The organism is Diaphorobacter sp. JS3050, assembly GCF_013154915.1.
GTDB classification, from domain to species: Bacteria; Pseudomonadota; Gammaproteobacteria; order Burkholderiales; family Burkholderiaceae_C; genus Diaphorobacter; species Diaphorobacter nitroreducens.
Map to the genome: position 1 here is coordinate 2,414,107 of NZ_CP053553.1, position 24,253 is coordinate 2,438,359.

The window sequence follows — 24,253 nt, forward strand, 5'->3', positions numbered from 1 at the left end:
CGTAGCGTCCTTCTCCGGAACGACACGGATGCCCGCCCTGGACGACGACACCGCCGACTATTTGCCGAGCAGGACCTTCAATGCGCTCTGCAGGCGGCGCGCGCCCGCCTCGTCGCTGGCGCCTTCCAGCACGCGCGCCACATCCTGCGTCCAGGTTTGCGCCGGCGAGGGATCGTTGCGACGTGTGAGCAACTGCAGCTGCAGAGCACGCCGTGCGGCCAGTTGGTCTGCGGGCGTCGGGACCTCCGCCGCGATCTCCAGCCGCAGCAATGCTTCCGGGGCTCCCCCGGCCGCAGGTGCCGCAAGCGCCTGCGACCAGGCGGTGCGCGCCGTGGGGGGCACCTTGCCGCCCAGTTCCTGGACGCTGGGCAATTGCGCAGCGTCGCGGCTTCTCCAGGCCGACAACAGCTGCGTGAGCGCTTCGCCATGGGCCTGTGCCGCCAGCTTGCGCAGCGCGCCCTGCGCATGCTCCATGGCGTCGCGTTGCGCGCGGAAAGCCGCATCACCCAGACGCGGACCTCGCGCAGCAGCAACACCATCGCGCTCCCGCCCCCGCCCCTGCATACCGCTGTCCCGTGGGCCGCGGCCGTCACGCCGGTCGCCACCACGGCCGGTGACCGTGGGCTGCGCGGGCACCGCCTTGCGCGCCCCCGGCCGGTCATCGCCACGCACGGCCACCACCGGGCGCGCCGCAGGCACGGGTTTGGAAGTCGGCGCATCGTTTTGATCTGCTACCGAATCAGTAGCTGCTTGCGCTTGACCATCAATGGTTTGATCGGCTTTTTTATCCAAATTCTCGGAATCCCCCGATTCGCCGGCAGGCTCCTTCAGCGCGCGCTCCAGCGCGGCCATGGCACCGCGGATCTTCTGCGCATCGCCCGACGCATTGGCGGCCTCCAGCGCCTTGGATGCCTCCAGCACGGCCCGGTCGCGCGCGCTCAACTCGGAGGCACTGCGCTCACGTTCGGCCGACTTGCGGTTGAACGCCTCGTCGATGGGCTTGCGGAACGCGTCCCAGAGCTTCTGCTCATGCTTGCGATCCAGCGGCACCGCCTGCGCCTCGGCCTGCCAACGCTGCTGCAAGGCCTTGATGGCATCGATGCGCAGACCTGGGGCCGCACCCAGGGCACCTGCCTCGTCGATCATGGCGTGGCGGCGCTCCAGGCTGGCCTTCTGCGCAGCCTCCAGCGGAGCGCTGGCAGCCGCCAGTGCCTGCTTCCACAGTGGCTGCAGTTCAGCGAACATCTTTTCGCTCACATGGCCACCGGTGCGCCAACGCTCGGCAAACTGGTGCAATGCACGACTGAAGGACTTCCAGTCCTGCGCAGCGGCAGCGGCCTGCGATTGGGCCCAGGCATTCACCTCTTCGATCAGCGCCAACCGCTGCGCACGGTGTTCGGCACCTTCGGCACGCACCTTCTCCAGCCAGCCCTCGACCACCTTGTGCGCGGCATTGCACGCATCGTCGAATTTCTTCCACAGGGCGTGGTTGGCCGGCGCCCCCTGGTCGGCCTGCTTCCACTGCTCGCGCAGCTGGCGCAGCGTTTCCTGCATCTTGCGCCCACCGAGGGACTGTCCTTCCGGCCTGCGCAGCAGTGCCTCGGCCCGGGCCACGAGATCCTCGCGCACCTGGTCGGCGCTCCAGCGCTGCCAGCCCTCCAACTCGCCCGCGGCCACGAGGGCGGCGTGCACTTTCTGCTCCAGTTCGGCATCGATCAACTTGCCGTGTACCTTAAGCACGGCGCGCAGCGCAGTCGCGGCGCCAGCGCTGGCCTTGCCATGGCCCTGCGCGGTTTCCTGCTCCAGCTTGGCCAGGGCCTCCTGAACGGCCTGCAGGGCCTTCTCGCGCATTTCAGGAGTCGCCTGCGGCTTGGATGGGCGGGGGGCAGGCGTCTTGGCGGCGGCACCCGCTTCTGGGGGTAGCCCGCGCGCCTGGCGCAGTTCGTCGGACCACACGGGCACGGGCGGCAGGGGAGCCGAGGGGTCTTCTGCCGCAAGGACAGCCTGCGCCAATGCCGACTGAAACGCTTCCCACACCACCAGCAGTTGGGTGCGCGAAGCATCGAGCAAGGCGGGAAAACGTGCCTCTACGCTGGGCCAGGCACTGTCGTCGGCAAGTGCCTGGGCCTGCTCCTGCCAGCGGCCGACATCGGCGTTCAGCAGTTCCAGCGCAGACTGCGCATCCTTCCACGGTTTGGTGGAGAGCACTTCGATGCGCTGCGCGAGCAGAACGGCGGCTTCGCGCTGCACCTGAACACGATGCTGCAGGTCTTCGATGGTTTTCACGCGCTCGTTAAGACGCTGTTTGAGCACCGACAGAGGTTCACGGGACAGCGGCGCGCCGGCCTTGGCCGCATCGCGCTGCCAGGCGAGCGCGTCGGCAATGTTGAGCTTGGCGGCTGCGAGCAGCGCTTCGGCCTTGGCTGCCCATTCGGCGGCGATCGCCTCCTGGCCCTCCGCGCGCCGAATCTCGTCCAGTCGCTCACGCACTGCGCGCGCGGCGCCTTTGTCCCGCGCACTCAATTCCTTGAATACTTCCTGGAGCTTTTCCACGCCAGGCTGGGTGGACAACCATTCACGGATGCGTGCCGAGCGTTCACCCGACGTGGCCGCAGAGAAAGCGCCGCCTGTCAACGCATCAAGGGGATGCGGCTCGCTGGTTTTGGCAGGGACCGGGGTCGCGTCAGATGCGTCGGACATTTTGCTACGTGAAGAAAAAAGGAACATGGATTTTATTGAGGTGCAAGCGAGCCACCTTGCGCCAACAGCGCAAGCAGTAGGTGGGCATCGCTCACGGACAAGCGGCTATTTTCGCCCGGTTTTACACCGCCTTCCCGCTGCGCCAGATCAGGAATCTGAGGGATAGACGGGATGGCGCGGGAACCGTGCTCGCATTCGAACGGTACTGTACCGGTAGCCGCACCCTGTGAGGTTACAAAATCCCGCGCGCCCCTCACTGGGCATTCAAAGAAAGCTCTGCCTTCGGCCGCGATGGCGCATCGCCCTCCCCCCCGGCTGCAGCTTGCTTGCGCCTACGAACAAACGTTCAAGCGGGACTTGCTGTTGCGCCAGATAGTCCCGCACGGCCACCCCTCGCGCCAAGGCCAGATCCGCCATGGCGTTGTCCGGAACTGTCAGGTTGTGCATCAGCAGGGCCTCCATCTCTGCAACGGGTACGTCCTTCGCCAGACCGACGAAGTTGCGCGGTTTGCGGATGTCGGACCGGCGATACAACTCCTTCAGCAGCGCAGGGTATTCCTCCTCAGTGAGCGGTGCGATGCTGTCCGCAGGTTCACCCGCACGGATGGCTGCCCTGCGCTTTTGCGCCTCGGCCATGTCTCGCAAGCGCTGGCGTTTCCATGCCAGCTGCTCGGCGTCGGGCTGTGCCCAACCCACGACCGTGACCTTCAGTGCGGGGCGGTTGTTCAGTTCGTTGGCGATTTTGTCCAGTTGCTGTCGGGCCTTCTCATCCAGTTCTGCACTGCCCAGCGCGAAGAGAACCGCACCCTGCTCGCCCGCGTCGCTGAAAGCGCCAGCCAACAGGGAAAAGGGGGCGGTGATCGCTTTCATGATGAGGTTGCCGATGACCTTCAGGATGACCGCTCCCAGACGGAATTCGGGGTCGTTGAGGGAGCCGCTGATGGGCAGATCCACGTCGATGATCCCATTGCGGTCCGCCAGCAGGGCCGTCGCCAGCCGCACGGGCAGACTGGCGGACGCGCCCTCCACGGGTTCCCCAAACGCCAGTTGGTTCAATACCAGCTTGTTGGTGGCGATGAGCTGCCCATCGGGCAAGATCTTGTACGCCACGTCCATGCTGAGCTTGCCCTTCTCTATCCCATGACCCGCGTACTTGATGCTGTAAGGCGACAACGGGGGCAACTCAAGGTCACGCATGCGCCCCTGAATATCCAGCGCCAGGGGCTTGACCAGCGGGTTGATGCGGCCGGTGACTTCCAGTGACGCCGTCCCCTGGGCGCGACCGCGCAATTCCAGGTCGGCCATCTGCGGCGCTGCCCCCGCCTCCGGCGACACCGAGGAAAATGCGCTCAACCCGCCCGTGAGCGCACTCAGGTCGGCAGAGTAGTTGGGTTTGATGAAGTAATCCGTGAAACGCACCGACCCATTGGTCAGCGCCACGGGACCAAAGCGGATCTGCGGAGCCGAAGGGGCCGCTGCCGGAGCGACGGCTGCAGCGTTCGATGCCGCAACCGCGTCTTCCGCTGCCGAAGCCTTGCGAATATCCTGCAAATTGATGCGGCCGTCTTCCTGCACGATGATCCGTGCGAAGAAATCGCTGAGCGCCGTTTCCTTCACATCCAGAGACACAGGCTGGTCTGGCTGCAAATTCATCGCCACCCCGCGCAACGCCAGGGATTTCCAGCGCAGCAGATCCTCGCCCCGCGCGCCTACGCCCCGCGCACCTACGCTCCGCTCGCCGGCCTTCGTCTCCTCAGGCATGTCCAAGCCAGCCTTGGCGCGCACGCGCACCTCGTCCAGCGACACATCCCCCTTGACCGAAACAGTGGCGCCGGCATTCCCCTGGACATAGCGCACGTCTCCGTCGAAGCCCCCATCGGCACGGAGGATGTCGACGTTAAGCTGCTGCCCTACATAGGGCTCCAGCGCGTGCAACGGCAGGTGTTGGGCGTGTACCTTGCCCTGCGCCGTCAGAACGGGCGCCATCGCCACCGAGCCCTCGTAGCGCAATCGCCCGGGTTCGGTCCTCCCTGCACCCACCCGGCCTTCCAGGCGCAATGCCGTGGGAGTGACCCGCCCGTCCGCATAAGCGAAATCCCGCGCGTGCAGTTGCAGATCGAACACATTCAGCGCTACGGCGCTCTGCGCTACCGCGTCGCGCAAAGCCACTGCTGCGCCATCGATCTCCAGGGAAGCCAGCCCCATGGACCAGGGAAGACCCGCAGCCTTTGGAGCGTCCGCGTTGGGCCCCGTCACCCCCGGGTGCGACACGCCCCACTGTTCAAACATCCATTCCCCCGTGCGAGTGCGCGACAGCAGCAGGCGCGGCCTCTGCAACGAAATCCGCTCTACCGATACGGCGCGCTGGGGCCAGCGTATCCAGGCATTGCCCGCTTCCAGCCGGCTCCACGCGGCCAGTGAATCCGCAGGCGCGTCCTTGATTCCTGCGCTCTGCAGTGGAACGCATTGTTCCTTGGAGGCGCAACGCAGCGCCAACTTATCCACGGACAACGCAGCCACCTTCGCCAGCACGACATCGCCATGCCGTGCTATTCCCAGGTCCGCATCCACGGAACCTTCCACGCGGGGTTGCAGCACGCCCGCCAGATAGGGCGCAGCGATGGACAGCGGCAGGCCCTTGATGGAAAGGGCGGCCTGCGCCTGCGAGGCGCTCACCTGGCCCAGTACAGCCAATCGCACGGATTCGCTGCTGCCGGCGGCCGTAGACTGCCTGAGGGAAGCACTCGCACGCAGTTGCATGGGCTGTTCCAGCGGCAAGGCAATGGACGACGCTTCTACCTGCAGGTCTTCCACCTCCCACGCGGCGGTCCCCCGCGGCAGGCTGGCATCGGTCCATTGGATGAAGCCATCCCGCAAACCCACCCTGGCGATATAAACACGCCAGGGCTCCGCAGACTCCTTTGTCTGTGGCGCTGGGTGCTCGTCCCTCTCGGCCCGTGGCAATCCCGCAAGCTTTACTTCACCCGCCTCGTTTCGGCGTACATGTGCACGCGCGCCACGCCATTCCAGCAGATCAATGTTGATCCTGCGCCGCAGGGGCTCCGCCTCCTTGAATACGGCACGCATTTCCTCGAATTGCAGCAAAGGCTGCTCCTGCGCATCGGTGGCATGTACCCCGCTCAGTTGCACATCCCCGGAAATCAGCAGTCGAGGGGTCTCCCGTTGCTCGAACCCTAGTTGAACATCCGCGTCCAATCGCCCCGCCTTGAGCCGCACCGGCACGCTGGGCGGCAGGTAGCGACCGAAGGGGGCCAGGTCGAAATTCTCAATATGCAGGCGAACCTCGGCTTGCCTGGCGTCCATGAAGGGAGTGGCCATCGCTGAGGTATCAAAGGTGCTGCCGTTGAGCTCAAAAGCCAGGCGCGGCGTCACCTTGACCTCGCGGTCCGCAGAAAAACTGCTCAGGAAAGGAACGTCCAGTTCCACGCGGCGCAACGTGTGCACCACCTCCACCGTACGGTCATCGAATTCGACGACACCACCCTTCAATGCGATATTGAAGAGCGCGAAATGTGCCGGCTCCGTGGCTGATTTCTCGCCCTGCGGCTTTGCCGCCATGAGCGCGAGCAGGTCGTCCACGTCATAAACCCCTGGGGCCAATTGCGTGACACGAACTACCGGGTCGTCTACCTGCAGCGCATCGATCACTGGAGCGCCCCGCCAAAGGGATTGCAATTCAGCGTCTATATAGATGCGGCCCACCCGTACCTGCTCTGAACTGCCATCCTTTGACGCCAGGGCTACGCCGTGCAAAGTGCCCTCCAAAGTCCAGGGCAAAAACTCCACCCGTTCGACCGTCAGCTTGCGCCCCAGCGCTTCACTCGCATGCCTTTCAATCTGCGACTGCGCCAGCGGAGGGACCACCAGCCAACCGAGCAGCCACGCGCCGCCCCAGCACAGCACCAACCATGCAAATCGACGAATCCAGGGGTTGTTCTTGATGGCTTGCAGCACGCGGCACCTATTCTGTTGAGCTACCAACGCAATGGGACCGTTCCCGCGCTGACGCAGGCAGGTAAAAAAACGCAAAAAAAAAGAAAGCCCGGTGTCGAACTTCTTCGCACACCGGGCTTGACGGCTGACACAACGGTCTTTCGCCATCTTTTTGCGCTTGGGAGAGGATCGTCTCAAGCGCAGGAGGCAAGGGATTGCCTCCAGGGGTTGCCTTGGAGGAGATCTCATGTGATGCGGCACTGTCTGCCATTCATCGCGCTGATCGCCCCGTTTGGCGAATGCCTGAGTCGTTCAGGCACCTCAACGATAGCAAATTCGAGCGCGCGTTCCAACAGCTTTTAGCAATGAAAAATTTCATGCAATTGACTGTTTCGTTAATCAGTCGAATTGCTTGCGCACAGACCCTTCTTAAAAGGACATGCGTGAAAAATCTGTGCTTTCCCACAGATATAACAGAACTTTTTGTTCTAAAAAATTCAAATGTTAGTATTGACCTTGAATTTGGAGACCTCCTAGAATCCGCCAGCCCTCAACCAAGGCCTAGTAAAAACCCTAGCCACTACAGATTTCGGCTACGACAGTCAACAGATTCCCCTGGGCCTAACGCGCCTAAACGGACTGAACGGCATACCCACCCAGACCCCACCGTCTGGCAGGACCGGACTCCTGAGCAACCACGACAGTGCTCTTCGCTCAGGAGCCGACTTAGAAAGGAAAGCTATGACAGCGTCAGGAAATGTGATTGCCGGCGTCCGCACGTTTGCGGGCGATGTGATCAACGGTTTTCTGGAAGTGACACACAGCGGCTTCGCCCTGCTCGGGCTGGGCGTCGTCTTTGGCGTGATCACACTTACGGCACGCCCGGACCTGCGCCAGGCAGGAGAAGAAGAACTCATGGGCTGGCTGCAGGCCCGCCAGGAAGCCGTAGTGGGCTTCCCTATGGAGCCTGCCGCAAGCGAGCGGGCAGTAGCGCTCAACCCCAAGGAGTTGCCGCGGGAACAGGCTGCCGTGGCCTACTGGCTCAGCAAGAAGTACCGCGTGGCGCCCGAACCGCTGGCGGCACTGGTCACCGAGGCGTATGAAATCGGCGCGCGGACCAAGCTGGATCCCACCTTGATCCTGGCCGTCATGGCCGTGGAATCGAGCTTCAACCCGTTTGCACAAAGCCCGGTAGGTGCGCAAGGCTTGATGCAGGTGATGACGCGCGTGCATACCGACAAGTACGAAGGCTTTGGTGGGCACCTGGCGGCATTCGATCCCGTGGCCAACCTGCGCGTGGGCGTGAAGGTGCTGCAGGAGTGCATCGCGCGCGCCGGCTCGCTGGAAGGCGGACTGCGTTACTACGTCGGCGCAGCCAACCTGCCTGACGACGGGGGCTACGCCGCCAAGGTACTGGCGGAGCATTTCCGGCTGCGACAGGTCGCCAATGGTCGCACGGGCGTTTCTCCCGCCGGCCCCGTGAATCCACCTCTCCTGTCCACCAAGGCTCCTGCCACACCGGAAGCCGCACCTGCAACCCCTGCCACTGGCGAGAAGGTGGCCCTGCTGAGCGGCCTCTGAAGGGCCTACTCTGGCATTGATGAAGGGCGTGCTCAGCTACACTAGCAGGGCACGCAACTGGCGATAGGCGCGGAGGTCTTCCGGGACACCGCCGCTGACGTGGACACCGGCAGGAAACAGCGTTTTTCTGCAAACCACTGGGGAGCGTGCCGCGCGGCAGGCACCAGCCCCGCAGCGATCCGTCGTTCGCCTGGGCAGCCCTTGATTGCCAAGGGACACTTAGTTCATCGGACTGCCATGTACCAACGCAATATTCTTGTCGAACAAACCGATCCCGAGGTGTGGGCCGCCATCCAGGCCGAAGACCGCCGCCAGGAAGAGCACATCGAGCTGATCGCCAGCGAGAACTACGCCTCGCCCGCCGTGATGGCCGCTCAGGGCTCGCAGCTCACCAACAAGTACGCCGAAGGCTACCCTGGCAAGCGCTACTACGGCGGCTGCGAGAACGTGGACGTGATCGAGCAGTTGGCCATCGACCGCATCAAGCAACTCTTCGGCGCCGAAGCGGCCAATGTGCAGCCCAACTCGGGTTCGCAGGCCAACCAGGCTGTGCTGATGGCCTTCCTGAAGCCCGGCGACACCATTCTGGGCATGAGCCTGGCCGAGGGCGGCCACCTCACGCACGGCATGCCGCTGAACATGAGCGGCAAGTGGTTCAACGTAATCTCCTACGGACTGAACGACAAGGAAGAGATCGACTACGACGCGCTGGAAGCCAAGGCCCGCGAGCACAAGCCCAAGCTGATCATCGCCGGCGCCTCCGCCTACGCCCTGCGCATCGACTTCGAGCGCTTCGCGAAGATCGCCAAGGAAGTCGGCGCCATCTTCTGGGTGGACATTGCCCACTATGCCGGCCTGGTCGTCGCGGGCGAGTACCCCAACCCGGTGCCGTTTGCGGACGTGGTGACCTCCACCACGCACAAGAGCCTGCGCGGCCCACGCGGCGGCATCATTCTGATGAAGGCCGAGCACGAGAAGGCCATCAACAGCGCCATCTTCCCCGGCCTGCAGGGCGGCCCGCTGGAGCACGTCATCGCCGCCAAGGCCGTGGCCTTCAAGGAAGCCCTGTCGCCCGAGTTCAAGCAGTATCAGCAGCAGGTGACCAAGAACGCCAAGGTGTTCGCGGAAACGCTGATCCAGCGCGGACTGCGCATCGTGAGCGGTCGCACCGAAAGCCACGTGATGCTGGTGGACCTTCGCGCCAAGGGCATCACCGGCAAGGAGGCCGAGGCAGCCCTGGGCAAGGCCCATATCACGATCAACAAGAACGCGATCCCCAACGATCCCGAAAAGCCGATGGTCACCAGCGGCATTCGCGTGGGCACGCCCGCCATCACGACACGGGGTTTCAAGGAAGAGGAAACGCGCCTCACGGCCAACCTGCTGGCCGACGTGCTGGACAATCCGCATGACGAGGCGAACCTGGAAGCCGTGCGCGCCAAGGTGCACGCGCTGACCAGCCGCTTCCCGGTCTATCGCTGATCGACCGCCGCGATGAAGTGTCCCTTTTGCAGCCATCAGGAGACCCAGGTCGTCGAGACCCGCGTCTCCGAGGACGGGGACTTCATCCGCCGCAGGCGCCAGTGCGGCGCCTGCGACAAGCGCTTCACGACCTACGAACGACCGGAAGTCAACTTCCCCACGGTCGTCAAGAAGGACGGCCGCCGCGTCGAATACGACCGCGAGAAACTGCTGGGATCGTTCAAGCTGGCGCTGCGCAAGCGACCGGTGAGCACAGTGCAGATCGACTCGGCCATCGAGCGCATCGAGGAAAAGCTGCTCAACCTGGGGCAGCGCGAGATTCTGTCCAGCCGCATCGGCGAGCTGGTCATGCGCGAGTTGAAGAAGCTCGACAAGGTGGCCTATGTGCGCTACGCCAGCGTGTACCGCAGCTTCGAGGACATCGACGAGTTCCGTGCGCTGGTGGACGAAGTCCGCAAGTAAGCCGCTGCTCTCCCATTGCTCTTCTATTGATAGCTGACAGCGCCCACTGGGCGGGCGCTACAGCCGTTTTTGACCATCACCCCTGGCGGACTGCCGGAATCGGAGCCACGGCCTGCACCACGTCGCCGCATTGCGCACGGTGGCGCAGCGCATGGTCCATGATGACCAATGCGAGCAACGCCTCGGCGATCGGCGCGGCGCGGATGCCCACGCAGGGGTCGTGGCGCCCCTTCGTGATCACCTCGGTACTCTGGCCGTGGATGTCGATGGACTCGCGTGGGCTGATGATGGAACTGGTGGGCTTGATGGCCAGCGACACCTCGATGTCCTGCCCGGTGCTGATGCCGCCCAGCACGCCACCCGCGTTGTTGCTGGCGAAGCCCGTGGGCGTGAGCGAATCGCCGTGCGTGGTACCGCGCTGCGCCACGCTGGCAAAGCCGGCACCGATCTCCACACCCTTCACGGCGTTCAGGCCCATCATCACATGGGCGATGTCGGCGTCCAGCTTGTCGTACAGCGGCTCGCCCAGTCCCACGGGCACACCGGTAGCTTGCACACGAATGCGCGCGCCGCAGGAGTCGCCGGACTTGCGCAGCGCGTCCATGTAGTCCTCGTAGGCCTGCACGTCGGCCACCGGTGCGAAGAAGGGGTTGTGCGGCACATGCTCCCAGCTCTCGAACGGGATGGGCAGTTCGCCCAGTTGGGTCATGCAGGCACGAAAGCGGGTGCCGTATTTCTCGGCCAGCCATTTCTTGGCCACCGCGCCGGCGGCTACGGTGGGTGCCGTGAGGCGCGCAGACGAGCGGCCGCCACCGCGCGGGTCGCGCAGGCCGTACTTGTGCCAGTAGGCATAGTCGGCATGCCCCGGGCGGAAGCTCTGCGCGATGTTGCCGTAGTCCTTGCTGCGCTGGTCGGTGTTGCGGATCAGCAGCGCGATGGGCGTGCCGGTGGTCTTGCCCTCATATACGCCCGAGAGGATTTCCACCGCATCCGGCTCGTTGCGCTGCGTCACATGGCGGCTGGTGCCGGGGCGGCGGCGGTCCAGGTCGGCCTGAATGTCGGCCTCGGACAGTTCCATGCCGGGCGGACAGCCGTCGATCACGCAGCCGATGGCGGGGCCATGGGATTCACCAAAGTTGGTGACGCAAAAAAGGGTACCGAGTGTGTTGCCGCTCATAGGGGTGCGATTATCCCCGAGCCACTGTTACTACCAAAAAAATAGCTGCCAGCGCTTGATTGACAAGCGCTGGCAGCTATTTTGATCACCAAATCAGTTGGCCGGCCGCGATTCTTCCTGCGGCCAGTCGCGGATGTAGGCCTTGAGCAGCTTGTTCTCGAAATTCTGGCTGTCCACCACGGCCTTGGCCACGTCGTAGAAGCTGACCACGCCCATCAGCATGCGCTTGTCCATCACGGGCATGTAGCGCGCGTGGCGGCCCAGCATCATGCGGCGCACCTCGTCCATGTCGGTCTCCAGCGTGCAGGTCAGCGGCGCGTCGTCCATGGCGGTACGCACCAGCATGGTGCCCACGCCGCCACCATTTTTCGTCAGCGCCTGGATCACCTCGCGGAAGGTGAGCATGCCCACCAGGTCGCCATGTTCCATCACGACCAGCGAGCCGATGTCCTTCTCGGCCATGGCATCCACGGCGCGGGCCAGCGGCTCGTCGGGATGCACGGTGTAGAGGGTGTTGCCTTTGAGGCGCAGGATGTCGCTGACTTTCATGGGGAGTCTCCGAAGGGTTCTGCAGGCGCTGCATGCAGCCCGATAGCGAATAAATATAGCCCACAATGGCGCACAAATTCACCACTTTGGAGACATGAATGCCCGGATATTCCGACCCCGGCTTCGACACGCTGGCCCTGCACGCCGGCGCGCAGCCGGACCCCGCCACAGGTGCGCGCGCCGTGCCGATCCACCTGAGCACCTCGTTCGTCTTCGAGTCGAGCGATCATGCGGCGGCCCTGTTCAACCTGGAGCGCCCGGGCCATGTGTACAGCCGCCTGAGCAACCCCACCAACGCGGTGCTGGAGCAGCGCGTGGCAGCGCTGGAGGGCGGCGTGGGGGCGATTGCCGTGGCCAGCGGGCAGGCCGCGCTGCACCTGGCGATTGCCACATTGATGGGCGCAGGCAGCCACATCGTGGCCAGCACGGCGCTGTATGGCGGCAGCCAGAACCTGCTGCACTACACGCTGCGCCGCTTCGGCATTGACACCACCTTCGTGAAGCCCGGCGACATCGACGGCTGGCGCGCCGCCATCCGCCCCAACACCAAGCTGTTCTTTGGCGAAACCGTAGGCAACCCCGGGCTGGAGGTGTTGGACATCCCCACGGTCGCGGACATTGCGCATGAAGCTGGCGTGCCCCTGCTGGTGGACTCCACCCTCACCTCGCCGTGGCTCATCAAGCCCTTCGAGCATGGCGCGGACCTGGTGTACCACTCGGCCACCAAGTTCCTCTCTGGCCACGGCACGGTGATCGGCGGCATCGTGGTCGATGGCGGCAGCTTCGACTGGGAAGGCTCCGGCCGCTTCCCGGAGTTGACCCAGCCCTACGACGGCTTTCACAACATGGTGTTCACCGAGGAGAGCACCGTGGGCGCCTTCCTGCTGCGCGCGCGCCGCGAGGGCCTGCGCGACTTCGGCGCCTGCATGAGCCCGCACACCGCCTGGCTGATCCTGCAGGGCATCGAGACCCTGCCGCTGCGCATGGAACGCCACATGCGCAATACCGAGAAGGTGGTGCAGTTCCTGGCCAGCCACCCGTTCGTCGAGCGCGTGGGCCACCCGCTGCTCGCGTCCCACCCCAGCCACCAGCTAGCGCAGCGCCTGCTGCCGCGCGGCGCGGGCTCGGTGTTCAGCTTCGACCTCAAGGGCAACCGCGAGCAGGGCAAGACGTTTATTGAGACGCTCAAGCTCTTCAGCCACCTGGCCAATGTGGGTGACTGCCGCAGCCTGGTGATCCACCCCGCCTCCACCACGCACTTCCGCATGAGCGACGAAGCGCTCGCCGCGGGCGGCATCAGCCAGGGCACGATCCGCCTGTCGATCGGGCTGGAAGATGCCGACGACCTGATCGACGACCTCAAGCGGGCACTCAAGGCTGCGGAGAAGCAAGCGGGAAAGGCAGGTGCGTGATGTACGTGCAAGTCAACGGCGCACAGACCTACTGCTACACCGGCGGCAAGCCCTTCGATGCCGCCAAGCCCACCGTGGTGTTCATCCACGGCGTACTCAATGACCACAGCGTCTGGGCGCTGCAAAGCCGCTACATGGCCAACCATGGCTGGAACGTGCTGGCCGTCGACCTGCCCGGCCACAGCAAAAGCGCGGGCGATGCCCCTGCAAGCGTGGAGCAGGCGGCCGACTTCGTGGGCGCCCTGCTCGACGCGCTGTCCATCCAGCGCGCCGCGCTGGTGGGCCATAGCTGGGGCTCGTTGATCGCGCTGGAGGCCGCCGCACGCCTGGGCGGGCGCGTGAGCCATCTGGTGCTGGTGGGTACGGCCTATCCGATGAAGGTGTCGCCCGCGCTCATCGAGGCATCGCAGACCGACCCCGAGCAGGCGCTGCGCATGGTCAACGTGTTCTCGCGCAGCACCCTCTCGCCCCCCTCAGGCGCGGGCTTCTGGGTGTACGGCGCGGGCATGGCGCTGGGCCGCAAGGTGCTGCGCAGCAACCCGCAGGTCAATGTGTTCCACCGCGGCTTCGTCGCCTGCGACAGCTACTCCCATGGCGAGCAGGCCATCGCAGCGGTGCAGTGCCCCGTGCTGTTCGCCTTGGGCACACAAGACCAGATGACCGCGCCCAAGGCCGCGCAGGGGTTGATCCAGGCCGCGCGATCCGCGGGCAAGGACGTGCAGATCGTCCATCTGCCGGTGGGCCACCACCAGATGACCGAAGCACCGGACGCAACGCTGTTCGCCATCCGCGACTTCCTGGCAAGACGCATCCCCGCCTGAGATCGTTGCACTGCAGGGCCGGCGGTGCAGGGCATCCCCTGCAGCGCTCCCCTGCCCAATGGATGACGGGCGCCGCCGCCTCGGCAGAGGGGGATGACTTCCCCTGCCACATGCGAAACACTGGCCCCTGCTTGCCCGCGGCGACCATTTACGGCCACGTGATGCATATCAAAAACAGCATCAAATGCCCAACCAGCAAGCGCAGTCAGCTATTGTTTAAATAGCAATCGAAGGCCAATAGCGGCCACTTTCCCCGGCCTGGCACTGGGACATTGGCACGGTCCGCGCCTGCGGACCTAGACTGGGTTCACCCGACCAGTCGCGTCGTCCGGCGCCCGCCCTGCATGCACCTGCCTCCATCCACCGATGCCCGCGGCACCCCGTGGCATGCGCTGTCCGCTGGCGAAGCGCTGCGACGGCTGCAAACCGACGACCGCCACGGCCTGGCGCATGCCGAGGTGGCGCGGCGCCTGGCACGCTTCGGCCCCAACCGCCTGCCCGCGCCGCCGCGCCGACCGGCCTGGCTGCGCCTGCTGCAGCAATTCCACAACGTGCTGATCTACGTGATGCTCGCTGCCGCAGCGGTCACCGCGGCACTGGCGCACTGGATCGACACCGGGGTGCTGTTGGGGGCCGTGATCGTCAACGCCATCATCGGTTTCTTGCAGGAGGGCAAGGCCGAGTCGGCGCTGGACGCGATACGCCACATGCTCTCGCAGCAGGCCACGGTGCTGCGCGGGGGAGAGCGCCAACTGGTGGCCGCCGACCAGCTCGTGCCGGGCGACATCGTCATCCTCGCGTCCGGCGACAAGGTGCCTGCGGACCTGCGCATCCTCACGGCCCGCAGCCTGCGCGCCGACGAGGCCGTGCTGACGGGCGAGTCCGTGCCCTGCGACAAGGACGAAACCGCCGTGGCAGCCGACGCCGCTTTGGGCGACCGCCGCAGCATGCTCTACTCCGGCACGCTGGTGGCCGCGGGCACCGCTTTGGGCACCGTGGTGGCCACGGGCACGAACAGTGAACTGGGGCGCATCAGCACGCTATTGGCCCAGGTGCAGGCGAGCACCACGCCGCTGCTGCGGCAGATCGCGCAGTTCAGCCGCTGGCTGGCGCTGGCCATCGGGCTGTTCGTGCTCGCCACGTTCGCCATCGGCGTGCTCTGGCGCGCTCAGGCACCCGCGGACATGTTCATGATGGCCGTGGCGCTGGCGGCCTCGGCCATCCCCGAGGGGCTGCCCGCCATCATGACCATCACCCTGGCCATGGGCGTGCGGCGCATGGCGCAGCACAACGCCATCATCCGCCACCTGCCGGCAGTGGAAACGCTGGGAGCCGTCACGGTGATTTGCTCCGACAAGACCGGCACCCTCACTTGCAACGAGATGACCGTGCAGCGCGTGGTGACCGCCGACCATGTCATAGAGGTGACCGGCAGCGGCTATGCGCCGCAGGGGGGCTTCCTCATCGGGGGCGTGCCCATCACTGCGCAAGAACACCCTGCCCTGCAGTCCGTGGCCCAGGTGGCGCTGCTGTGCAACGACGCCGCGCTGCACGACGGTCCCCAGGGCTGGAGCCTGACGGGCGACCCGACGGAGGGCGCGCTCGTCACCCTGGCGCTCAAGGCGGGGCTGGACGCAACGGCGCTGCATGCCCGCCAGCCGCGCATCGACGCCATACCGTTCGAGTCCGAGCACCGCTTCATGGCCACACTGCACCACGACCACGCGGGGCATGCGGTGATCCTGGTGAAAGGAGCCCCCGAGCGTGTGCTGGACATGTGCAACGCACAGCGCCAGTGGCCCGCCGATGGCGCGGGCACCGATGCCCCGCTGCAGCACGACTACTGGCGCCGCGCGGCCAACGACTGCGCGGCGCGGGCGCTGCGCGTGCTGGCGATCGCCATCAAGCGCGTGCCGGCGCAGCAGCACGCGCTGCAGTTCGCCGACATGGAGGGTGGCTTCACGCTGCTCGGGCTGCTGGGCAGCATGGACCCGCCGCGCCCCGAGGCCGTGGCCGCGGTGGCCGAATGCCAGGCAGCGGGCGTACGCGTGAAGATGATCACCGGCGACCACGGCGAAACCGCACGTGCGATTGGCGCGCAGCTGGGCATCGGCCTGGGCCGCCCCGCACTCACGGGCGCCGAGATCGAGCTGCTGGACGACGCCGCCTTGCGCGACGTGGTGGCCAGCGTGGACGTGTTCGCCCGTGCCAGTCCCGAACACAAGCTGCGCCTGGTGCAAGCCCTGCAGTCCCGCGGTGAAGTCGTGGCCATGACGGGCGATGGCGTGAACGACGCGCCAGCACTCAAGCGCGCCGACGTGGGTGTCGCGATGGGCAGGAACGGTACCGAGGCCGCCAAGGACGCGGCCGCCATGGTGCTGACCGACGACAACTTCGCCACGCTGGGCCAAGCGGTGCGCGAGGGCCGGGGCATCTACGACAACGTGCGCAAGTTCATCCTGTTCATGCTGCCCACCAACGGGGGCGAGGCGCTGATCGTGTTTGCCGCCATCGCATTCGGCCTGCTGCTGCCGCTCACCGCGGCGCAGGTGCTGTGGATCAATCTGGTCACGTCCAGCACGCTGGGCGTGGCGCTGGCATTCGAGCCTGCGGAGGACGACGTCATGCGCCGCCCTCCCCGGCCTCCGCAGGAAAAGCTGCTGTCCGGCCTGTTCGCGTGGCGTGTGCTCATGGTGGCGGTTTGCATGGCGGCGGCTTCGCTCGGGCTGTTCCTGTGGGAGCTGTCCAACGGCGCTGCGATCGAAACCGCGCGCACCATGGCTGTCAGCGCGGTGGTGGTGATGGAGATGTTCTACCTGCTCAACAGCCGGCACATCGAGCGCAGCGTGCTGTCGCGCGAGGGCCTGCTGGGCAATCCCAAGGTGCCGCTGACCATCGCCCTCTGTGCGCTGCTGCAACTGGGCTTCGTGCACCTGCCCTGGATGCAGGCCGTGTTCGGCTCCACGGACCTGTCTGTGCAGGAATGGTCGCGCGTCCTGCTGGCCGGGCTGGCCGTCTTCACGCTGGCCGAACTGGAGAAGGCGGCTCTGCGGCGCTGGCGCGCACGCCGCGCCCATCGCTGACACGGACCACGCCTACCCCAGCAGACGGCACAGCGCGGCCAGGTCGCGCACGGTGGCAGGAGGCGCCACCGCGTGCGGCCAGACTGCATCGCCCCGATTGAGCCAGGCCGCCTGCATGCCGGCGCCCAGCGCGCCATGCGCATCCAGCGTGGCATCGTCGCCTATGTGCAGCACGGCCGCGGGCGGCAGGTCCAGCACCCGCGCCGCCTCGTGGAAGATGCGGGGGTCGGGCTTGGCAATCCCGAACTCGCGGGCGCTGATGCTGGCGCGAAAGTACCGTCCGATGCCGATGGCCTGCAGGTCCGCATTGCCATTGGACAGCGCCACCACTGGGTGGCGCGCCGAGAGGAATTCCAGCGCCGCTATCGCATCGTCGAACAGCTCCACCCGCTGGCGCTCGGCGAAGAACACGTCGAACCCCTGGTCCGTGAGCGACTCGTCCTCGCCCGCCTGGCGCAGCGCTGCGCGGATGGTCTCGCGGCGCAGCACCGTCAGGTCGTGCGACAGGTGCGCATGGGCGGACGCCACCTGCGCACGGAGCATGCGGGACGTATCGGGCGACGCCAGCAGCGCCGAGGCGCCGGGCGCCACCGTGAGCAGCCACTCGATCAGCACCTTCTCAGCCCGCGCAATGGTGGGCCAGATAGGCCATAGGGTGTCATCCAGGTCAAGAGTGATGGCGCGGATGCGGGAAATATCGAGCATGGCCCGAGCATACCGCCCGGCATTTGCCACAATCACCGCATGCCCGCCTCGCCTTCTCACCATGCCGCCCAGACGGCCTCAGCCTCTTCGATCCAGACCGCCGCAGCACGCGAAAGCACCGCCATTCTGCTGTGCAACCTGGGCACGCCAGACGCCCCCACCGCACCGGAGCTGCGCCGCTATCTGGCGCAGTTCCTGGGCGACCCGCGGGTGGTGGAAATTCCGCGGGCGCTGTGGCTGCCTCTGCTGTACGGGATCATCCTGCGCACGCGGCCGGCCAAGTCGGCCGCCAAGTACGCCAGCATCTGGACGGAAGAAGGCTCCCCGCTCGCCGTATGGACGGCCAAGCAGGCGGTGATGCTGCGCGGCTGGCTGGGCGAGGCCGGCCAGCCGGTGCGGGTACTGCCCGCCATGCGCTACGGTCAGCCGGCCGTTGGTGCGCAACTGCAGGTGCTGCAGGACGCCGGCGTGCGCCGCGCGCTGGTGCTGCCGCTGTACCCGCAGTACTCGGCCACGACCACCGCCAGCGTGTTCGACGACGTGGCCGCGTGGGTGCGCCGCTCGCGTTGCTTTCCCGAGCTGCGCTTCGTGAACGACTACCACGACCACCCGGACTACATTGCCGCGCTGGCCCAGTCGGTGCGCGCGCACTGGCAGCGCGAGGGCGGCCCGGCGGACAAGCTGGTGATGAGCTTTCACGGCATTCCCGAACGCAATGTGCGATTGGGCGACCCCTACGCGGAGCAATGCCGCACCACGGCCCGGCTGCTCGCGCAGGCGCTGGGGCTGGGCGAAGACCGGTACCTGCTGACCTTCCAGTCGCGCTTTGGCAAGGCCCGCTGGCTGGAGCCCTACACCGAACCCTCGCTGGTGGCGCTGGCACAGGGCGGCACGCGCCGCGTGGACGTGATGTGCCCAGGCTTCACCAGTGACTGCCTGGAAACGCTGGAGGAGATCAACCAGGAGGCACGCGAGGCCTTCCTGCACGCAGGCGGCCAGGACTTCCGCTACATCCCCTGCCTGAACGACAACCCCGCCTGGATCACCGCCTTGAGCCGCATCGCACAACAGCACCTGGCGGGCTGGAGCCAGCCATGAGCGCGCCCTGCACGGCACTCGCACCCGGCCAGCTGCGCCTGAGCATCCGCCCCGAGAGCCTGGGCTTTGACGACACGCGCGCGCTGCTGGCCGAGCCCCTGCCGTGGATCGGCCAGCAGCGCGCGTTCGATGCGGCCCGGTTCGGGCTGACCATGCAACAGCCCGACTACCACCTGTTCGTGCTGGGCGAGGTCGGCAGTTCTATCTGGCCCTGCGCAACATCGGTCAGAAGTGGACCATGCCCATCCGGGATTGGAAGGCTGCGCTGACCCGATTTACCAAGTTGCTCCAAGTCAGTCCGAATTTTTCCGGTATCGATACCTGTCGGATAGCGGGAATCATGCAAAGCACGGCCCCCTATCGCTGCAATGGATCCAAGGTTCTCTCTTTGGCTCACGAATAACGCTTGCGTATGCAAGCGACACACCTTGTCGCTTGCTCATCTAATAATAGCAATCGTCGCAAGCAAGGAGTCGTGAATGAAAGTCCGCATCCATCGGGGAACAAAAGAAATTGGCGGGACGTGCATCGAGCTGGCCGCGGGCGGCGACAGAATTGCCCTGGACTTTGGCCTACCACTCGATGGTGACGCCGCTGATAGCCGCCTGGTGCCTGAAATCGCCGGCGACGATCTGCTGGCCATTGTTATCACCCACCCGCACATCGACCACTATGGCTTGCTACACCATTTGTCGGGCAAGACTCCGGTCGTAATGGGCGGAGCCGCACGGCGCATCGTGCAGGCCGCTGCGCCCTTCACCGGCCAACCGTTGCCGCCACTGGACGGGCCAGAGCTGGAGCATGGCAAGCCCATCGACATCGGGGCTTTCAGGATCACCCCCTATCTGGTGGATCACTCGGCCTACGATGCGTATTCGTTGTTGATCGAGGCCGAAGGGAAGCGGCTGTTTTATAGCGGAGACTTCCGTGCCCACGGCCGCAAGGCAAAGCTGTTTGAGCAACTGGTCGCGAATCCGCCCCGAAACCTTGATGTGCTTTTTATGGAAGGCTCCTCATTGTCTCGGCTCGACGACGACAGCATCTTTCCGAGCGAAAGCGACCTTGAAACGGAAATCGCCGCACACTTCAAGGTCTGCCAAGGTATGACGATGTTTCACACCTCGGCGCAGAACATCGACCGCGTTGTCACACTGTACCGTGCCTGCAAGCGCACAGGTCGACCGCTGGTGATCGATCTTTATACGGCAGCAATTCTCGCCGCCACAGGCAACAGAAACATCCCCCAGTCCGACTGGCCTGGAATCCACCTTTACCTGCCTAAGCTCCAGGCGAAGCAGGTGAAAAAGAACGAGTGGTTCCCATTACTTAAGCAGCACTCAACCAACCGTATCTATCAGGAGCAGCTCCGGGAGATTGGCCCGCGCGCCGTCATCCTGTTCCGCCCCTTGATGCGCTTTGATCTTGACGGTGCCGGTTGCCTTGACAAGGCCAGCTTCATCTATTCGCAGTGGGCTGGCTACCTTGAGAGAGGCACCTATGCGTCGACAGAGGAATGGCTGAGAGAGCGAGGCATCGAAATTCGCCAAATCCACACGTCGGGCCATGCCAGCCCCAAGGATTTGAAGCGCTTTGCCGCAGCACTAGCCCCGCGAGCCCTGGTGCCGATCCACAGCTTCGCCACCGAGAAGTACGACAGCCTTTTCGATAACGTTGTTTATCGACGCGACGGTGAATGGTGGGAGGTATGAGAGTGGCCCACCACGGGAAGAACTCACGCGAGAGCCCAGTCGGCGTATGGCATGCTCGCACCAGCTCTGCCATCTGCAGTCGGCCTCTTAAAGCGCAAATGTAATGCCGTTCGTGAAATCTTTAGCCTCGCCTTTGAGGAGCAGTTTGTCGCCCAACGCGAACTTCAGCTTATCCCGATGCCCAGACCAATTAGCGCCATTCTTCTGGTCATTGTCGAAGCCAAAGACAACAAGTCTTACTTCGCTCTGAATACCAAAATTGGGCAGTTCGCGCATGGCTTTCTGCATTGGTGCGTAGCGCTCCCTAACCCCATCTAGGTTAATAAGGTTTTCGCAGACCGTCCTATACGAATCGATAAGCGCTAGCTTCTCGCTTCGCAAGAAGGATTCGTAGCGGCGTAGCTGCTGCAGGACAGGAACATCTGCTCCCCAGGCCCTAAGCTCTTTATTTGAAAACTGTTTGGCCTCGTAAAAGATGACCTCCACACCTTCAGGCTGTTGGCGTAGCGCAGCAAAGTCAATACGGTTTGCCGTGATGCAGCCTTTTCCCTCATTTTCAGTACCAAAGGCGATTTCCACGTCGATAACGTTGGGGTTACCAATTACGATCTGGTGTACCCCAGATTTCTCGCCGCCAGAATAGGCATCGGCAGCCCGCTTCAGTGCCTGCAAGTTTGAGAGGTCTGACTGGAAGAGGTCTGCGTGGGATTCGATAAGCACCTGTCCGCCCACGACCTTGACATAGGGGCGTCTGGCTTCCGGGACAAGAAGGTACTTGTAATGCGTTTCACCAACCAACTCATCGCCTTCCAGCCACAGCTTAAGTAAGCTGGAGCCGTTCAGATAGACATTGATGTAGTCCTTGCGGATCGCGATGAACAGATCGCGGTCATCGGCAATCGTCTGCCACCATCCTCCCTTCCTGTACTCGGCGTTCAGCCGTTCCACAAACTTAGCACTGATCCCTCGCTGGAATTGCGACATTAGCACGCCCCTTTAACAGGCCGTTGAAAAAGTGGGCATCGAACGCATCAGGGACGCTGTTTTCGAAGAAACGAGTGGCCCAGACGCGTCTGCGCAGCGATTGCAACGGCCCATCTGGCCGGTTTGCAGGCCCTCCCGCCCATTTCGGGCGCACGTATCCCTGGGCTCACGCATGATGCGCGTCCCACCAGCCGCCGATGCTGCCCATTCGCACAAGGTTGTAGGTGGCAAAGCACAGCAGCGCCTGGCCCGTGAGCTTGGCCTGACCGATCAGCTTGGTCTTTGCCAGACCACCGACGGTCTTGATCCAGCCAAAGGCCTCTTCGATGCGCTTGCGCACCTTCAGGCTGGTCTTGTAGCCCTCGTGCCGTGTCACTCGCGCATCCACCGCCGAGTGTTTGTCCTTGGCCGCCACGTGGGGCGTGACTTTGAGCTTTCTGCAGCCTTTGATGAAGGCCTTGCTGTCGTAGCCCTTGTCGGCACCGACCGTGGCCCGTTTGTTCCTGTTGCCCCGACGCTCCAACATGGCCAGCGCCGCCTCGCGCTCGGCCGTGCCGCTGGCGTGGGTGATCTCGACATCCACGATCAGCCCGTTGCGGTTCTCCATGAGGATGTGCCCCATGTGGCACAGGCGGGATTTGTCGCCCTGGCTCTTCTTGAACAGCCGGGCATCGGCGTCCGTGGTGCTCTCGTGGGTGTCGTTGCAGCGCTCCTGCCCCTTGAAGTCCACCTCGGGGTTGCGCCCAGGCGGCGTGCCGCTGTCGTCGTCTTTGCGCTTGAAGCTCTTGTGCGAGGCCCAGGCGTCAATGAGCGTGCCGTCCACGCTGAAGTGCTCGTCGCTGGCGAGCTTGCCCCACTGGGCACTGAGCTTGACGCGCTCGAAGAAGGCGCGGGCGAGGTCTTCGTTGAACAGACGTTCGCGGTTGGCGCTGAAAGTGGAGTGGTCCCAGACCTTGTCTTCGATGTTCAGGCCCACGAACCAGCGGTACAGCAGGTTGTAGTTGATCGCTTCGACCAACTGGCGCTCGCTGCGGATGGAGAACAGGATCTGCAGCAGCAAGGCCTTGAGCAGCATCTCCGGTGGCACCGATGGGCGGCCACGGCGGGCGTACACCGCTTCGAACTCGCGGTTCATGGTTGCCAGCAGCGCATCAACCACCGCGCGCAACTTGCGCAGCGGGTGTGCCTGCGGCACGCGCTCTTCAAGGCTGATGTAGCTGAACATCGCCCCCTGGAAATCTTGACTGCCTCTCATCGTCCTCGTCTGGGTCGTTCACCGATGGCTTCAGATCGTAGCGGCCAACGCGGGCGTCGGCGGGGGATTTTTCAACGGCCTGCTAGTGTAGTGTTTGATTCTTAATGAAACTTAATTGAGCAACCACGCTCCAATGCTCTACTACGGTTTGCATTGGAGTGAAAAATTGCGAGTTGCCCCGACGATTGTGTTGACGGATGAAGAGGAAAGCGAGCTGAGCCGGCTGGCGCGCTCCAAGCGCACCAGCGTCAGATTGGCCCAGCGCGCCCAGATCGTGCTGCTGGCCGCGCAGGGGCTGCAAAACAAGGATATTGCCGAGCAGCTTGGCATTGGGCGCGTGCAGGTGGCGCGCTGGCGTGAACGCTACCTGCAATTGGGGCTGCAAGGTATCGAGCGCGACTTGCCGCGCGGCGCACCGCCGGTGAAGGTGGATGTGGCCAAGCTTGTGAAGCTAACCACACAGACCAAGCCCGAGGCGGCCACGCACTGGAGCACGCGCACGATGGCCGCTGAGTTGGGCGTCAGCGCCAGCACCGTGATGCGCCATTGGCAGGCCCACGGTCTCAAGCCTCACATCGTGCGCGGCTTCAAGGTCTCGCGCGATCCGCAGTTCGTGCAAAAGCTCGAAGACATCGTGGGGCTTTACATGTCGCCGCCCGAGCATGCGCTGGTGCTGTGCTGCGACGAAAAGAGCCAGGTGCAGGCGCTGGACCGAACGCAGCCCGGGCTGCCGCTCAAGAAGGGGCGCGCGGCCACCATGACGCACGACTACAAGCGCAACGGCACAACCACCTTGTTCGCTGCGCTCAACGTGCTCAACGGTCAGGTCATCGGCCAGTGCCAGCAGCGCCACACCCACATCGAGTGGCTGAAGTTCCTGCGTCAAATCAATCGGGAGACGCCCAAGGACAAGACGCTGCATCTGATCGCCGACAACTACGCCACGCACAAGCATCCAGCTGTGCAGGAGTGGCTGGCCAAGCACCCCAGATTCAACATGCACTTCACGCCGACCTCGGCATCGTGGCTGAACATGGTCGAGCGCTTCTTTCGCGACATCTCCGAGAACCGGCTACGCCGCGGGGTGTTCACCAGCGTGCCCGAACTCGTCTCGGCCATCGATGAGTACATCGCGCATCACAACACCAACCCCAAGCCGTTCATCTGGACCAAGAACGCTCGCGACATCCTGCAAAAGGTCATCCGCGCCAATAGCCGATTAAGTTCCAAACAGAATGCAACACTACACTAGGGCCGCGCGCGCGCCGACGCTGGTAGCGC

The 24,253-nt window shown here is 64.5% G+C and carries 17 protein-coding genes and 1 riboswitch; of the genes, 10 read left to right on the forward strand and 7 right to left on the reverse strand.

Annotation, left to right across the window (positions count from 1 at the left end):
• Nucleotides 1-57 precede the first annotated feature (57 nt).
• Nucleotides 58-2,700, reverse strand: a complete 2,643-nt coding sequence (locus HND92_RS11615) for a DUF349 domain-containing protein (protein ID WP_253940013.1) — start codon at nucleotides 2,698-2,700, stop codon at nucleotides 58-60.
• Between the two features lie 264 nt (nucleotides 2,701-2,964).
• Nucleotides 2,965-6,822: a DUF748 domain-containing protein gene (locus HND92_RS11620; RefSeq protein ID WP_253940014.1), complete on the reverse strand. Its 3,858-nt coding sequence runs from the start codon at nucleotides 6,820-6,822 to the stop codon at nucleotides 2,965-2,967.
• Between the two features lie 573 nt (nucleotides 6,823-7,395).
• Here HND92_RS11620 and HND92_RS11625 point away from each other — a divergent pair.
• From HND92_RS11625 to nrdR, 3 genes are all read left to right on the forward strand, one after another.
• Nucleotides 7,396-8,235, forward strand: a complete 840-nt coding sequence (locus tag HND92_RS11625) for a lytic transglycosylase domain-containing protein (RefSeq protein WP_011804932.1) — start codon at nucleotides 7,396-7,398, stop codon at nucleotides 8,233-8,235.
• Between the two features lie 43 nt (nucleotides 8,236-8,278).
• Nucleotides 8,279-8,438: riboswitch (ZMP/ZTP riboswitch) on the forward strand.
• Nucleotides 8,439-8,472: 34 nt separating this feature from the next.
• Nucleotides 8,473-9,717 (forward strand): serine hydroxymethyltransferase, encoded by a 1,245-nt coding sequence (gene glyA / locus HND92_RS11630; protein WP_172207121.1) that lies wholly within the window; start codon nucleotides 8,473-8,475, stop codon nucleotides 9,715-9,717.
• A 12-nt stretch (nucleotides 9,718-9,729) separates the two neighbouring features.
• A complete protein-coding gene (gene nrdR / locus HND92_RS11635) occupies nucleotides 9,730-10,179 on the forward strand; it encodes a transcriptional regulator NrdR (protein WP_011804930.1) in 450 nt (149 codons plus the stop codon).
• Nucleotides 10,180-10,255: 76 nt separating this feature from the next.
• Here the strand turns inward: nrdR and aroC are convergent, their stop codons facing one another.
• Nucleotides 10,256-11,356: a chorismate synthase gene (aroC, locus tag HND92_RS11640; protein WP_172207123.1), complete on the reverse strand. Its 1,101-nt coding sequence runs from the start codon at nucleotides 11,354-11,356 to the stop codon at nucleotides 10,256-10,258.
• 93 nt (nucleotides 11,357-11,449) lie between these two features.
• The gene (locus tag HND92_RS11645; RefSeq protein ID WP_047351400.1) at nucleotides 11,450-11,905 is read right to left on the reverse strand and encodes a CBS domain-containing protein; all 456 of its coding nucleotides are present in this window, start codon (nucleotides 11,903-11,905) and stop codon (nucleotides 11,450-11,452) included.
• A 98-nt stretch (nucleotides 11,906-12,003) separates the two neighbouring features.
• Here HND92_RS11645 and HND92_RS11650 point away from each other — a divergent pair, with 98 nt between their 5' ends.
• The 3 genes from HND92_RS11650 (at nucleotide 12,004) to HND92_RS11660 (ending at nucleotide 17,221) form a co-directional block, all read left to right on the forward strand.
• Nucleotides 12,004-13,317 (forward strand): O-acetylhomoserine aminocarboxypropyltransferase, encoded by a 1,314-nt coding sequence (locus HND92_RS11650; RefSeq protein WP_011804927.1) that lies wholly within the window; start codon nucleotides 12,004-12,006, stop codon nucleotides 13,315-13,317.
• Nucleotides 13,317-14,138, forward strand: a complete 822-nt coding sequence (locus HND92_RS11655; RefSeq protein ID WP_011804926.1) for an alpha/beta fold hydrolase — start codon at nucleotides 13,317-13,319, stop codon at nucleotides 14,136-14,138. Before HND92_RS11650 ends, HND92_RS11655 begins: the two co-directional genes overlap by 1 nt.
• 344 nt (nucleotides 14,139-14,482) lie before the next feature.
• The gene (locus HND92_RS11660) at nucleotides 14,483-17,221 is read left to right on the forward strand and encodes a cation-transporting P-type ATPase (RefSeq protein WP_172207125.1); all 2,739 of its coding nucleotides are present in this window, start codon (nucleotides 14,483-14,485) and stop codon (nucleotides 17,219-17,221) included.
• A gap of 12 nt (nucleotides 17,222-17,233) precedes the next feature.
• On the opposite strand, the gene HND92_RS11665 is transcribed toward HND92_RS11660, so the two are convergent.
• Complete coding sequence (locus HND92_RS11665) at nucleotides 17,234-17,926, reverse strand: HAD family hydrolase (protein WP_172207127.1); 693 nt, start codon at nucleotides 17,924-17,926, stop codon at nucleotides 17,234-17,236.
• 39 nt (nucleotides 17,927-17,965) lie between these two features.
• Here HND92_RS11665 and hemH point away from each other — a divergent pair, with 39 nt between their 5' ends.
• The 3 genes from hemH (at nucleotide 17,966) to HND92_RS11680 (ending at nucleotide 20,733) form a co-directional block, all read left to right on the forward strand.
• Entirely contained in the window at nucleotides 17,966-19,024 is a 1,059-nt protein-coding gene (hemH, locus tag HND92_RS11670; protein ID WP_253940015.1) for a ferrochelatase, read from the forward strand.
• The gene (locus tag HND92_RS19600) at nucleotides 19,021-19,293 is read left to right on the forward strand and encodes a hypothetical protein (protein WP_371814905.1); all 273 of its coding nucleotides are present in this window, start codon (nucleotides 19,021-19,023) and stop codon (nucleotides 19,291-19,293) included. Before hemH ends, HND92_RS19600 begins: the two co-directional genes overlap by 4 nt.
• A 210-nt stretch (nucleotides 19,294-19,503) precedes the next feature.
• Nucleotides 19,504-20,733 (forward strand): MBL fold metallo-hydrolase, encoded by a 1,230-nt coding sequence (locus HND92_RS11680; protein ID WP_172207129.1) that lies wholly within the window; start codon nucleotides 19,504-19,506, stop codon nucleotides 20,731-20,733.
• 87 nt (nucleotides 20,734-20,820) lie between these two features.
• On the opposite strand, the gene HND92_RS11685 is transcribed toward HND92_RS11680, so the two are convergent.
• Nucleotides 20,821-21,717 carry a hypothetical protein gene (locus HND92_RS11685; RefSeq protein ID WP_172207131.1) on the reverse strand — a complete coding sequence of 299 codons (897 nt, stop codon included), beginning with the start codon at nucleotides 21,715-21,717 and terminating at the stop codon, nucleotides 20,821-20,823.
• Between the two features lie 166 nt (nucleotides 21,718-21,883).
• Nucleotides 21,884-22,972 carry an IS5-like element ISDisp1 family transposase gene (locus HND92_RS11690; protein ID WP_011803559.1) on the reverse strand — a complete coding sequence of 363 codons (1,089 nt, stop codon included), beginning with the start codon at nucleotides 22,970-22,972 and terminating at the stop codon, nucleotides 21,884-21,886.
• A 133-nt stretch (nucleotides 22,973-23,105) separates the two neighbouring features.
• Here HND92_RS11690 and HND92_RS11695 point away from each other — a divergent pair, with 133 nt between their 5' ends.
• Nucleotides 23,106-24,224: an IS630 family transposase gene (locus HND92_RS11695; protein ID WP_231403305.1), complete on the forward strand. Its 1,119-nt coding sequence runs from the start codon at nucleotides 23,106-23,108 to the stop codon at nucleotides 24,222-24,224.
• The last annotated feature ends 29 nt before the right edge of the window (nucleotides 24,225-24,253 follow it).

Bases quoted from the DNA above. Each gene is read 5' to 3' on its own strand.
- HND92_RS11685 (WP_172207131.1), bottom strand. From the start codon at position 21,717: ATGTCGCAATTCCAGCGAGGGATCAGTGCTAAGTTTGTGGAACGGCTG.
- HND92_RS11660 (WP_172207125.1), top strand. From the start codon at position 14,483: ATGCACCTGCCTCCATCCACCGATGCCCGCGGCACCCCGTGGCATGCG.
- aroC (WP_172207123.1), bottom strand. From the start codon at position 11,356: ATGAGCGGCAACACACTCGGTACCCTTTTTTGCGTCACCAACTTTGGT.
- HND92_RS19600 (WP_371814905.1), top strand. From the start codon at position 19,021: ATGAGCGCGCCCTGCACGGCACTCGCACCCGGCCAGCTGCGCCTGAGC.
- HND92_RS11650 (WP_011804927.1), top strand. From the start codon at position 12,004: ATGCCCGGATATTCCGACCCCGGCTTCGACACGCTGGCCCTGCACGCC.
- hemH (WP_253940015.1), top strand. From the start codon at position 17,966: ATGCCCGCCTCGCCTTCTCACCATGCCGCCCAGACGGCCTCAGCCTCT.
- HND92_RS11625 (WP_011804932.1), top strand. From the start codon at position 7,396: ATGACAGCGTCAGGAAATGTGATTGCCGGCGTCCGCACGTTTGCGGGC.
- glyA (WP_172207121.1), top strand. From the start codon at position 8,473: ATGTACCAACGCAATATTCTTGTCGAACAAACCGATCCCGAGGTGTGG.
- HND92_RS11665 (WP_172207127.1), bottom strand. From the start codon at position 17,926: ATGCTCGATATTTCCCGCATCCGCGCCATCACTCTTGACCTGGATGAC.
- HND92_RS11615 (WP_253940013.1), bottom strand. From the start codon at position 2,700: ATGTCCGACGCATCTGACGCGACCCCGGTCCCTGCCAAAACCAGCGAG.
- HND92_RS11690 (WP_011803559.1), bottom strand. From the start codon at position 22,972: ATGAGAGGCAGTCAAGATTTCCAGGGGGCGATGTTCAGCTACATCAGC.
- HND92_RS11645 (WP_047351400.1), bottom strand. From the start codon at position 11,905: ATGAAAGTCAGCGACATCCTGCGCCTCAAAGGCAACACCCTCTACACC.
- HND92_RS11680 (WP_172207129.1), top strand. From the start codon at position 19,504: ATGAAAGTCCGCATCCATCGGGGAACAAAAGAAATTGGCGGGACGTGC.
- HND92_RS11695 (WP_231403305.1), top strand. From the start codon at position 23,106: ATGCTCTACTACGGTTTGCATTGGAGTGAAAAATTGCGAGTTGCCCCG.
- HND92_RS11655 (WP_011804926.1), top strand. From the start codon at position 13,317: ATGTACGTGCAAGTCAACGGCGCACAGACCTACTGCTACACCGGCGGC.
- nrdR (WP_011804930.1), top strand. From the start codon at position 9,730: ATGAAGTGTCCCTTTTGCAGCCATCAGGAGACCCAGGTCGTCGAGACC.
- HND92_RS11620 (WP_253940014.1), bottom strand. From the start codon at position 6,822: ATGGCGAAAGACCGTTGTGTCAGCCGTCAAGCCCGGTGTGCGAAGAAG.